The 10999-nt window shown below is 70.9% G+C and carries 10 protein-coding genes; 9 read left to right on the plus strand and 1 reads right to left on the minus strand.

Annotation, left to right across the window (positions count from 1 at the left end; translation table 11 throughout):
• The first annotated feature begins 118 nt into the window (after positions 1-118).
• The 6 genes from ACYQ8Q_RS25800 to ACYQ8Q_RS25825 all read left to right on the plus strand — a co-directional run bounded on the left by ACYQ8Q_RS25800 (position 119) and on the right by ACYQ8Q_RS25825 (position 5639).
• Positions 119-781, plus strand: coding sequence for a hypothetical protein (locus ACYQ8Q_RS25800; protein ID WP_460068162.1), 663 nt, complete (start codon positions 119-121; stop codon positions 779-781).
• Between the two features lie 244 nt (positions 782-1025).
• A complete protein-coding gene (locus ACYQ8Q_RS25805; protein ID WP_460068163.1) occupies positions 1026-1361 on the plus strand; it encodes an ArsR/SmtB family transcription factor in 336 nt (111 codons plus the stop codon).
• Complete coding sequence (locus ACYQ8Q_RS25810; protein WP_460068165.1) at positions 1358-1636, plus strand: hypothetical protein; 279 nt, start codon at positions 1358-1360, stop codon at positions 1634-1636. The genes ACYQ8Q_RS25805 and ACYQ8Q_RS25810 overlap by 4 nt, the downstream gene beginning before the upstream one ends.
• Positions 1637-1690: 54 nt before the next feature.
• A complete protein-coding gene (locus ACYQ8Q_RS25815) occupies positions 1691-2197 on the plus strand; it encodes a hypothetical protein (protein WP_460068167.1) in 507 nt (168 codons plus the stop codon).
• Between the two features lie 232 nt (positions 2198-2429).
• Entirely contained in the window at positions 2430-3470 is a 1041-nt protein-coding gene (gene sbnB / locus ACYQ8Q_RS25820; RefSeq protein ID WP_460068168.1) for a 2,3-diaminopropionate biosynthesis protein SbnB, read from the plus strand.
• A 252-nt stretch (positions 3471-3722) separates the two neighbouring features.
• Positions 3723-5639 carry an AfsR/SARP family transcriptional regulator gene (locus ACYQ8Q_RS25825; RefSeq protein ID WP_460068169.1) on the plus strand — a complete coding sequence of 639 codons (1917 nt, stop codon included), beginning with the start codon at positions 3723-3725 and terminating at the stop codon, positions 5637-5639.
• A 36-nt stretch (positions 5640-5675) separates the two neighbouring features.
• Here the strand turns inward: ACYQ8Q_RS25825 and ACYQ8Q_RS25830 are convergent, their stop codons facing one another.
• Positions 5676-6353, minus strand: coding sequence for a DUF4097 family beta strand repeat-containing protein (locus ACYQ8Q_RS25830; protein ID WP_460068171.1), 678 nt, complete (start codon positions 6351-6353; stop codon positions 5676-5678).
• A gap of 562 nt (positions 6354-6915) precedes the next feature.
• On the opposite strand from ACYQ8Q_RS25830, the gene sbnA reads away from it, so the two are divergent.
• The 3 genes from sbnA (at position 6916) to ACYQ8Q_RS25845 (ending at position 10921) form a co-directional block, all read left to right on the plus strand.
• Positions 6916-7917: a 2,3-diaminopropionate biosynthesis protein SbnA gene (gene sbnA, locus ACYQ8Q_RS25835; protein WP_460068172.1), complete on the plus strand. Its 1002-nt coding sequence runs from the start codon at positions 6916-6918 to the stop codon at positions 7915-7917.
• A 187-nt stretch (positions 7918-8104) separates the two neighbouring features.
• Entirely contained in the window at positions 8105-10432 is a 2328-nt protein-coding gene (locus ACYQ8Q_RS25840; protein ID WP_460068173.1) for an MMPL family transporter, read from the plus strand.
• 270 nt (positions 10433-10702) lie between these two features.
• On the plus strand, positions 10703-10921 hold the full coding sequence (locus ACYQ8Q_RS25845; protein ID WP_460068174.1) for an MbtH family protein: 219 nt from the start codon (positions 10703-10705) through the stop codon (positions 10919-10921).
• Positions 10922-10999 lie beyond the last annotated feature (78 nt).

A 10999-nucleotide genomic window follows, 5' to 3' on the forward strand; every position in this document is an offset into this window, starting at 1 on the left:
GCCGGGCCGGTCGCGGCGGGCACGGGATTGATTTCCCTGATGGAACGGGTGTCGGATCAACTTCCGGCTGCCGAGCATGGGCCGTGTCACCGCACCCGAACCGACGGGAGACGATCTCATGCAGCTCAAGCTCGGCCGCCGCAGGCCGGCCGCTCTGACCCCCGCTCTCGCCCTCGCCCTCCTGCTGATCCCCTTCTCCGCCGGGACCGCGAGCGCCAACACCAGCCCCGGCTGGGGCGACGACAAGCCGGACGTGATCTGGGACTGCAACCACGGCAAGACGGACCTGTGCCAGTACCACGAGGTCAACGCGTGGACCTCGCTCGCCAAGCGGCGCCAGGTCTCCAACGTGATCAGCAACTGCTCCAGCAACCGGGACGTGACCCTCACCCGGACCGACTCCAACACCACGAGCACCGGGTACTCCTTCGAGCGGTCGACGTCCGTCGAGGTGTCCGTCGGCTTCAGCGACAAGCTGGAGGAGGGGGTGAAGGCCAGTTCCTCGCAGACCGAGACCTGGACCGTCGGCAGCTCCCACACCGCGACGGAGACCCACACCTCCGTCGTCCCGGCCGGCCAGCGCGGCGCCTGGTGGTTCGCCCCGTACGTCCGCCACTCCCAGGGCTGGCTGGAGGTCCACTACGGCAAGCGCAAGCACGGCCACTACTTCTGGTACTACCCCGGCAAGGGCAGCACGGGCGTCCAAGTGGACACCCCCGTCTACCTGAAGAGCAACGGCGAGCTGAAGGGCAACTTCTACTGGGCGACCTGGAACTGCTGACCGGCGGGCCGGGTCCGGGACTCCCGGACCCGGCTCACGCGGCAGGTGGAGCAGGTTCCGGTCCACTGCGTCTTCGGCGGCTCCGGAGGAACCCAGGTCAGATACTGCGCTGACCTGGGTTTTTTTGCGTCCTGTGATCGAACACGGCCCCGGTGAACCGGGCGCTGGCACGTGCTTACGTGTGATGGCAGTTGACACTCAACTCTGGCACCTGCAAGTATTTGTTTGCAGATAGAGGAGGGGCATGGAGCTTTCCGAAGTGACGGGTGATCGGCTGGTGCAGATCCTGGCCACGCTCGCCAACCCGCACCGGATGCGCATCGTGGCCGCCCTCGCGGGTGGTCGGGACTACGTGAGCCGGTTGGCCCGCGAACTGGGGATCAGCCGCGCGCTGCTCCAGGTTCATCTGCGCAAGCTGGAGGCGGCCGGGCTGGTCACCTCGACGCTTGTGCTGTCCGAGGACGGCAAGGCGATGAAGTACTACGACATCGAGCCGTTCTCACTGCTACTCACGCCGGAGGCCGTCGCCGCGGCCACGCGTTCTCTCACCGCCGACCGAAGTCAAGGAGACTCTGAATGAGCACCACGCAGCTGGCCGCAGACGACGGAATGATCTGGTCCTTCGGATCGATGGGCTTCATCCTCGTGTGCGCGATCCTGGTCATCTGGCCGACGATCGCGGTGTGGCGGGCCAAGTCGACGATGTCCCGCGAGAGCGACTACAAGCAGATCGCGGAGAAGGCCGTGACGGCCCAGCAGGACATGGAGCGCGAGCTGATCGAGGTGCGTCTGCAGCTCAACGACATGAGCGACCGCGTGAAGTCCGTCGAGCGGGTCCTCAAGGACGTCGAGTAGTCGGGGCGGTCCAGCCCTCAGCCCCTCACCCCCATCAGCTGGAAGGACACTGCCATGCTCGGGAACGTCGCGATCCGCAGGACGCCGACGGCCGCAGGGGCGGCCGCTCCCGCCCCGCTCCCGGCGAGAGGGGCCGCGCGCCCGGCTGCCGGAACGGCCTTCGTGCTGGCCAACAGCGGAATGAAGGTCCGGCTGGTGCCGGACGCGGCACGGCCCGGCGAGGTGTCGCTCGCGCTGGTGGCCGACGACGGCATCATGGCCCTGACCTCGGCCCGCGGTGACTCCCGCCCCGTCATCGCGGGCGCGGTGCACGGGCGGCGCGCGGGACGCCCCTGGTCGCTCGCGTGGGGGCGGCTGCGCCCCGGCGGGATCAGCGTCTGCGCCGAGTTCGTCGGCGAGTCGCGCGGCCGTGCCCCTCGTACGATTTCGGCCACTCTGCTGGCGGAGGGCTTCTGGATCGCCGAGACCGCGGGCGACTATCGCGGGGTCACCATCACCACCGCGGACAGCCGGCTCCACAGCGAGCTCTGGCCCGTACCCCGGGTGCGCCCGGCTCTGTGACCCTCCGGGGACACCCCGCGCCGGAATGGCATCGTCCTGTCATTGCAGGAGGCTGACACGTCGATCCAGTGACAGTTCCGCGCCAGGACGGCAGGATTCTGACCGGGAGAACTTGATGGTTAGCGAGTGGATCTGATCGTTTCCGGCGCTTTCTGAATGGAGCCGACCTGTATCCGGGTCCCCGGCACATCCTGTTCACCTTGCAGCAGGTGAGGTTCTGGGGGGAGATCCAATGGCAGAAGGCGCGGTGGATCCATCGTTCGCCGTCATCTCCGGCGCGCAGGTGCACGACGCACTGCACGGCCAGGAGAAGAAGATCGTCGCACTCGTCGACGAGACGTACCGGCTGCACGGTTCCGGGGGGACCGTCAATCCGCCGTCCTACTTCCTGAGATTCCCGGACCGTCCGACCTCGCGGATCATCGCCCTCCCGGGTTCCGTCGGAGGGCGACGGCGGCTGGACGGCATGAAGTGGATCTCCAGCTTTCCCGGGAACGTGGACCGGGGCCTGCCCCGCGCCTCCGCGGTGCTCGTCCTCAACGATCCCGACACCGGCTACCCGTTCGCCTGTCTGGAAAGCTCCATCATCAGCGCCACCCGCACCGCCGCCTCCGCGGCGCTCGCGGCCGACGCCCTCACCCGTGACCGTGCCCGCCCGCGCAGCGTCGGCTTCATCGGCACGGGACTGATCGCGCGCTACATCCACACCTACCTCGCCGCCACCGGCTGGTCCTTCGACGAGACCGCCGTGCACGACCTGTCCGCCGAGTCCGCCGCGGGCTTCCGCGGATACCTCGAACAGGCCGGCTCCACCGGCCGAATCACCGTGCACGACCGGGCCGAGGACCTGATCCGCTCCTGCGACCTGGTGGTGTTCGCCACCGTCGCGGCCGCCCCGCACATCACCGAACCCGCGTGGTTCGCCCACCGCCCGCTCGTACTCCATGTGTCCCTGCGCGATCTGTCGCCGCAGATCATCCTCGGCGCCGTCAACGTCGTCGACGACATCGAGCACTGTCTCAAGGCGGACACCTCACCCCACCTGGCCGAACAGCTCGTAGGCCACCGGGACTTCGTCCACGCCACGCTTCCCGACGTCCTCGCGGGACGAGCCGCCCTGCCGGCCGACCGGCCGCTCGTCTTCTCGCCCTTCGGACTCGGGATCCTCGATCTCGCCGTCGGCGGACACGTCTACGAGGAGATCCGCGACCGCGGCGAACTCCGCCTCGTCGACGGCTTCTTCCACGAACTCGATCGCTACGCGCGCAGCTGAGCGGATCCTCCGCTCGCTCCACCGCGCCCGCGACACGATCCGCGCCCGGCCACCCGCCGTGGCGCCTGTTCCCGGCCGGCGCACAAGGCGGACACCACCGCCTGCCGTCGACGGCCCCAGGAAGGGCCGCCAGGGGCACCGTCCCCGCCGAGCGGTTGTTCCCCGGGCCGGTCCACCACACAGCCGCAGCAGCCGTGGAGTGCTCCTAGCGGGGAGACGCTCCTCGTCCGCTCATGCATGCAGAGGGACACCATGAGATTCCAGGTTCTTGGCCCGGTCGAAGCGTGGACGCACCCCCACGGGAAGGTCGCCCTCAGCGGATCCAAGCTGAGAACCGCCCTTGCGGCGCTGGTCCTCGCCCGCGGCAGAGTCGTGCCCGACTCGCACCTCTCCTCCCTGCTGTGGGGCGAGGCCCCGCCCGCGACCTCCGCCGCACAGATACAGACGTACATGTCACGGCTGCGGCAACTGCTCGACGACCACGCCGAGGTGGTGCGACAACGCCCCGGCTATCTGTTGCGTGTACCCGACGACGCCGGCGGACAAGGACCGCTCGACACCGATCTCGCCGAGTTCGAACAGGTCGCCGGTCTGGGCCGCGACGCGCTGGCGGCCGGCGACTCCGCACGCGCGGCCCGCTTACTGCGCCAGGCGCTCGCGGTGTGGCGGGGGCCGGTGCTGGGCGGAGTGACCGACTTCCTCGCCGAGGCCGAGCGCGGCCGTCTGGAGGAGATGCGTCTGGCCGTGCTGGAACGGCGCATCGAGGCCGACTTCGCACTCGGACGGCATGTCGAACTCGTCTCCGAACTGATCGGCCTGACCGCCGCGTACCCGCTGCGCGAGCAGTTGTGCGGTCAGCTCATGAAGGCCCTGTACCGCTGCGGACGGCAGGCGGACGCCCTGACGGTGTACCAGGACTGCCGGCGGACCCTGGCCGACGAACTCGGCATCGACCCCACTCCGTCGCTCCAGCGGCTGTACCAGTCGATCCTGACCGCCGCTCCCGTGCTGGCGACGCCGACGCCCGACGGGAGCCGAGAGCGCGGCCCCGCACCGGCGCCCGCACCCCCTGCCGAACTCCCACCCTCGCTCCCGGACTTCACCGGCCGCGAGCAGGAGCTCATACGGCTGCGGACCCAGCTGACCGCCACCCGCGCCGGAGTCGGCAGCGCGACCGTCGGCGCTGTCGTCGGTATGCCGGGGGTCGGCAAGACCGCCCTCGTGCTGCGGGTGGCGCACCACCTGGTGGAGGAGTACCCCGACGGGCAGCTCTGGGTGGACCTGGGCGGCAGCACGTCCTCCCCGCTCGACCCGTCCGACGCCCTGGCGGACCTGCTGCGGGCGCTGGGGACCGACGGCCGGGAGATGCCCGCCGGGCTCGCCGAGCGCACCCGGCTGTACCGCAGCACGCTCGCCGAACGCCGCTGTCTGATCGTGCTGGACGACGCCGTGGACGCCTGGCAGGTGCGGCCCCTGCTGCCGGCCGCTCCCGGCTGCGGGGTGCTGGTCACCGGCCGGGCCCAACTGGCCGCGCTGGAAGGCGTCCGCCCGATCGTGCTGGGCACCTTCAGCCGCGAGGAGTCCATGGCGCTGCTGGGCAGCACCGCGGGGGAGGAACGGTTCGCCGCCGATCCGCAGGCCGCGGAGGACCTCGCCGAGGCGTGCGGCGGACTGCCCCTGGCCGTGCGGATCGCGGGGTCGAAGCTGGCCGCCCGGCCGTACTGGACACCGCGTGACCTGGCCGACCGGATCGTTCACCCGCGGCGCGGGCTCGACGAGTTGAGCGTGGGCGACCTGAGGGTGCGCGACACCCTGGAGGCGGCCTACCGGCGGCTGGGCGAGCCCGCCCAGCGGGCCCTGCGGCTGCTGGCCCGGCCCGACGTCCCGGCGTTCACCGCGCGCACGGTGTCGCTCCTGCTCGACCTGCCTCTGGAGGCGGCCCGGGACCTGATGGAACTGCTGGTCGACGACCATCTGCTGCAGCCCGTCGAAGGGGAGCACGGCGGTTACCGCATGCACCCCCTCGTCCGGGCCTTCGGCCTGGAGCGGGCGGCCCCGTGCGAGACGGTCCCGCAGCAGCGCACCGTCCTCGACCGGGCCACGCCCGACCGGACCGGCCGGCCGCAACCGAGGCTGGTCAGGGACCGCGAGCGTGACGAAGTGGCCTGACGGACACTTCGTCACGGGGCGGGTGCGGCGGGGGCGTCAGGAGGTGACGGTGACGGTCCCGCCGCCGGATTTGGCGGTCACCTTGTGCGAGGAGGCGGGGTCCGTTTTGACGGTCACCTTCTCGTCGCCGCCCTGGGCGTCCGCGTCCACGGCATAGGAGCCGCTCGGCAGCTTCAGCGTGAGGTCTCCGCCGTCGGTGCCGGCGTCCACGGCATCGGGGGCGGTGGCGAAGGCGGCGTCCACATCACCGCCGGAGGTGCGGATCTCCGCGGTCGTGGACGCCAGCTTCTCCCCGCTCGCCGAACCTCCGTCGGTGGCGACGGTCAGCTCTCCCGACACGGCGCTGACCTCGACGTCGCCGCCCTGCGAAGCGAGGGAGAGGGCCAGCTCACGCGGCACCTCGATGCGGTACGACACCTCGCAGGGCGAGGAGCCGGAGGAGCAGTCGGCCGTCGTCAGGGAGAGCGTGGAGCCGCTGACCGTGTGCTTCGTCTCCGGCTTGCCGTCGGAGTAACGGAACGTCTCCGTGACCTCCACGGTGGTGCGGTCGCTCGCGACCACCTCGATGAGACCGCCCCTGCTCTGCACCTTCAGCGCCGAGACGGACTCGCTCACCGTATAGGAGTTGGTGTCCGAGGTGACGTCGTCGGACGAGCAGCCGGAGAGCAGCGCCATGAGCGTCAGCGCCGCAGCAGCGGGAGCCTTGGATTTCACGGAGGGTCTTCCTTTGCCTTGAGTGACACGGCACGCGAACGGTCCCGTCCGCTCTGTCGACAAGTCTGCTTACCCTTCGGGGGGCTGTCAGGCCACCGCGATGGCAGGAGCCTGCGGTGGCAGCTAGTTGCCGCCCCGAGCGCCACAACCACCCCGCGCCGACAGTGCCCCGTGTGCCATGGTGAAGCCGCGCCCCGGCTGACGCCAGAGCGTGTCCCTCGGACCGGCCCGACGCCACGGTACGTCGCCCAGCCGGCCCCCGCGGCCCGGTGCGGGCCGAAGGACACATCCCAGGGGCCTCGCGTCCGCCGTCCGGCCGCGACGACATCTCCCGGACCCCGGCCCGTCGCCGGTGGGCGCGGACCGACAGAGAGCCGAAGACGAGAACATGGCCGATCGCGGTGGTGAACTCCCCGTACGGCACCGGGCGATGCCCCTGCCATGGGGCCGCGATAGGTGCGGCATAGAAGCGCGCCGCAGGCTGTTCGCGGTCAGCCGGTGCCCTGCGGCGGTTTCCGACGGGTCCCGGGACAACACGATTCAGCAGCGGAGGGCAGCCGACATGGGCCGTCCCGTGCTCAACGGAATTCTGGCGGCCATTGGGGACACCCCGTTGGTGGAGCTGGGAAAAGTCAACCCTGGTCTGGGCTCCAGGGTCTTCGCCAAGATGGAGAGGTTCAACCCCGGAGGAAGCGTCAAGGACCGGTCAGCCCTGGGCATGCTGCTGAGCAGGATCCGGGACGGTGCGCTCGTCCCCGGCCGCTCGGTGGTGGTCGAGTCGAGTTCCGGCAACCTCGCCGTCGGTATCGCCCAGATCTGCCGGTACTACGGACTCGACTTCATCTGCGTCGTCGACGCCAAGACCACACAACAGAACCTGGCACTCCTACGGGCCTACGGTGCCAGACCCGAGGTGGTCACCAGCCCCGACCCGAAGACGGGCGAGTACCTGGGCGCACGGCTCGCACGGGTGCGCGAACTCGTGGCGACCGTGCCCGGGGCCTACTGGCCCAACCAGTACTCCAACCTCCTCAACCCGCAGGCCCACCGGGACACCATGCGCGAGATCGTGGAGGCGCTGGACGGGCGGGTGGACTATCTGTTCGCCGCCGTCAGCACCTTCGGCACCCTGCGCGGCTGCTCGGAGTACCTGCGTGACCAAGGGCTCGACACCACCGTGGTGGCGGTCGACGCGGTGGGCAGCAGGATCTTCGGCCAACAGGGGGCGCCCCGGCTCATCCCCGGGCACGGAGCGTCCGTACCCCCGGCGCTCCTGGACCCCGACGCCGCCGACCACGTGGTCCATGTGTCGGACATCGACTGCGTCGTGGCCTGCCGGCGGCTGGTGCTGACCGAGGCGATCCTCGCCGGAGGATCGTCCGGCGCGACCCTGGCGGCCCTGCACAAGTTCGCCGACCGCATCACTCCCGGCTCCCACTGCGTCCTGATCTTCCCGGACGGCGGCGACAGATACCTGGACACGATCTACTCCGACCGCTGGGTCAATTCGTCTTTCGGTGAGATCTCCCACCTGTGGAAGCAGCCGCGGGGCAGCCACGGCTGACCCCGCCCGATCCACCACGGTCCGTCGGCCCCTCACACCGTCGGCGGACCCACAGGCGTGTCGCGCAGGCCCGCGCGGTACTTGAAGGAACGAACAAGAAGGAGAGCCGCTCGTGTCCTCCCAAGGTGAGCCGGCTGCCCACACCGACCCGATTCCGTCAGGACGGGGACAACCCCTGCTCGAAAGGGTGGCCACCTGGTCGGCACGCCGCCGCAAGACCGCCCTGTTCGGCTGGCTGCTCTTCGTCGTGCTCACCTTCGCGGTGGGCGCGGCCGTCGGCGGCAAGGGACCGCAGAACCATGACCCGGGCGAGTCGGGCCGGGCCCAGACCATGATCGAGGAGGCGGGTGACGACACCCGGCCGCCGAGCGAGAACATCCTGGTCCAGGCCGACGCCGACTCCCCCGGCTTCGGCAGCGACACCGCACTGCAGAAGGCCGTCCAGGACGTCGGCACGATGCTGCGCGGCCTGACCGGCAAGGTGTCGGACGTCACGGTGCCCACCCCCGCCGAACCCGGCGGCCTGGTCTCCACCGACGGCCGTTCCGTGCTCGTCACGTTCTCCCTCGACGGGTCCGGCCACGGCTGGGACACCGCGGCCGAGGTGGTGGAACTGACGCAGAAGAAGGTCGCCGAACTCGCCGACCAGCACGAGGACATGACGATCGTGCAGGCCGGTGACGCGAGTGTCGACCTCGCCGTCGACCGGGCCACCAGCGAGGACTTCGCCACGGCGGAGCTGACGTCGATCCCGCTGACGCTCGTCATCCTCCTCGCGGTCTTCGGCGCGCTCATCGCGGCGGGCATCCCCCTGCTGCTGGCGGTGACCGCCGTCCTCGCCGCGATGGGCCTGCTCACCCTGGCCGCCAACTGGCTCCCCGTCAGCGACACGGCCTCCTCGGTCGTGCTCCTCGTGGGCATGGCCGTCGGCGTCGACTACACCCTGTTCTACCTGCGCAGGGAACGCGAGGAACGGCTCGCGGGCCGGGACACGGCCGAGGCGCTGCGGATCACCGCGGCCACCTCCGGGCGCGCGGTCGTCGTCTCCGGACTCACCGTCGCGATCTCCATGGCCGGACTGTTCCTCACCGGCATCGACACCTTCACCGGCATGGCCGTCGGCACCATCGCCGTCGTGCTGCTCGCTGTCGTGGGCTCCCTGACCGCCCTGCCCGCCGTGCTGTCCATGCTCGGCGCGAAGGTGGACCGCGGACGCATCCCCTGGCTGGGCCGGCGGCGTGCCGAGGCGCGCAGCTCACGGGTCTGGACGGCGGTCGTCGCCCAGGTCGTGCGGCGCCCGCTGATCTGGGGCGCGGCCGCGGTCGCCGCCCTCGTGCTGGCCGCGCTCCCCGCCGCGGGCATCCGGTTGGCCGACCCCGGACTGCAGGACCGGTTCCCCGACACCGTGCCGGAGATCTCCCACCTGATCGCCATCCAGGAGGCCTTCCCCGGCAGCCCGGCCCCCGCCCAGGTGGTCGTGACCGGATCCGCTCTCGACACCGACGCCTTCGACACGGCGCTCACCGCGCTGCGCGAGCAGGTCGCCGACAGCGGGGGCGCGCTGCGCGAACCCGTCAAGGCCGCGAAGATCGGCGACGGCGACACCGCAGTCGTCACCGTCCCGCTGGCCGGCAGCGGCAACGACGCGGCGTCGCGGAAGGCGCTGAAGGTGCTGCGCGAGACGGCCCTGCCCCGCAGCCTCGGCGAGGTCGACGGTCTGCGCTACGCGGTCACCGGCCAGACCGCCGGCCCCGCCGACATGGCGGCCGCGCTGGACAGCCGTACGCCGGTCGTCTTCGCCTTCGTCCTGGTCTTCGCGTTCCTGCTGCTCGTCTCGGCGTTCCGGTCCCTGGCGATCCCGCTGGTGTCCATCGCGCTGAACGTGCTGTCCATCGGAGCGGCGTACGGAGTCGTCACGCTGATCTTCCAGGACGGCCACCTCAGCGGGCTGCTGGGCTTCCAGTCCTACGGCGGGATCATCAGCTGGCTCCCGCTGTTCATGTTCGTGATCCTCTTCGGGCTCTCGATGGATTACCACGTCTTCATCATCAGCAGGATCCGGGAACTGCGGATGGGCGGCGCCGACACCAACACCGCCGTGACCCGCGGCATCGGCGGCAGCGCGGGTGTGGTGACCAGCGCGGCCGTCGTCATGATCGCGGTGTTCTCGATCTTCGCGACGCTGTCCATGCTCGACTACAAGATGCTCGGCATCGGTATGGCGGCGGCGATCCTCGTGGACGCCACGCTGGTGCGCGGTGTCCTGCTGCCGGCGGCGCTGGCCCTTCTCGGGGAGCGCAGCTGGACGCTTCCCCGGGCGCTGGCCTGGATCCCGGCGGTGGCGGCGGAGGCCGCACCGCAGGCGCCGGCGAAGCCTGAGCCGACGCACGAGGGCGACGAGCGGACGCCGGCGGACGAGGACCGGGACAAGGGCCAAAACACGGACGAGGGCCAAAGCAAGGACGAGGACCGGGACAAGGACGAGGACCGGGACAAGGACGTCGAACGAGTCTGATTCCCGCCCCGCGTCGCACCGTCCCTCCGCGTCGCGTCTTCCCCGCGGCCCGGCCGTCCCGTCACCCACGGGGCGGCCGGGCCGCGGCCGTCCCGTCCTCGCGCCCTGTCCGGCTGTCTCGATAGCTCCGGTAGAGCCGGAGTATGGGAGCCCCCGGAAAGGTGGGCAGCACGATGCCCGCAGCCTGACGGAGCGACCGCGGGCCAGGGCATCCGCTGCCGCGTCATCGGCGGGCAGCGCCGACACACCACCCCGACGAGGAGTCCTGTGATGGCCGACGAGCGTGCCGACGACCGCATCTACCACGTGGTCCTGAACGACGAGGAGCAGTACTCGATCTGGGCGGCCGACCGCGACCTGCCCGCCGGCTGGCGCGCGGAGGGCACCACGGGCAGCCGTGAGGAGTGCCTCGCCCGCATCGGCGAGGTGTGGACCGACATGCGCCCGCTGAGCCTGCGGCGCCGCATGGAGCAGCAGGCGAGCGCCTGACCTTCCCCCTCCGGGCCCGTCGGCGGCCGGCCGTCGGCGAGCCGCGCGCGGTCGCGCCGCACCCCATCCACCGCTGAC

The organism is Streptomyces sp. YKOK-I1, from assembly GCF_054660435.1.

Excerpts from the sequence above, each read along its gene's own strand:
- ACYQ8Q_RS25810 (WP_460068165.1), top strand. The coding sequence starts at position 1,358 with ATGAGCACCACGCAGCTGGCCGCAGACGACGGAATGATCTGGTCCTTC.
- sbnB (WP_460068168.1), top strand. The coding sequence starts at position 2,430 with ATGGCAGAAGGCGCGGTGGATCCATCGTTCGCCGTCATCTCCGGCGCG.
- ACYQ8Q_RS25815 (WP_460068167.1), top strand. The coding sequence starts at position 1,691 with ATGCTCGGGAACGTCGCGATCCGCAGGACGCCGACGGCCGCAGGGGCG.
- ACYQ8Q_RS25825 (WP_460068169.1), top strand. The coding sequence starts at position 3,723 with ATGAGATTCCAGGTTCTTGGCCCGGTCGAAGCGTGGACGCACCCCCAC.
- sbnA (WP_460068172.1), top strand. The coding sequence starts at position 6,916 with ATGGGCCGTCCCGTGCTCAACGGAATTCTGGCGGCCATTGGGGACACC.
- ACYQ8Q_RS25845 (WP_460068174.1), top strand. The coding sequence starts at position 10,703 with ATGGCCGACGAGCGTGCCGACGACCGCATCTACCACGTGGTCCTGAAC.
- ACYQ8Q_RS25805 (WP_460068163.1), top strand. The coding sequence starts at position 1,026 with ATGGAGCTTTCCGAAGTGACGGGTGATCGGCTGGTGCAGATCCTGGCC.
- ACYQ8Q_RS25800 (WP_460068162.1), top strand. The coding sequence starts at position 119 with ATGCAGCTCAAGCTCGGCCGCCGCAGGCCGGCCGCTCTGACCCCCGCT.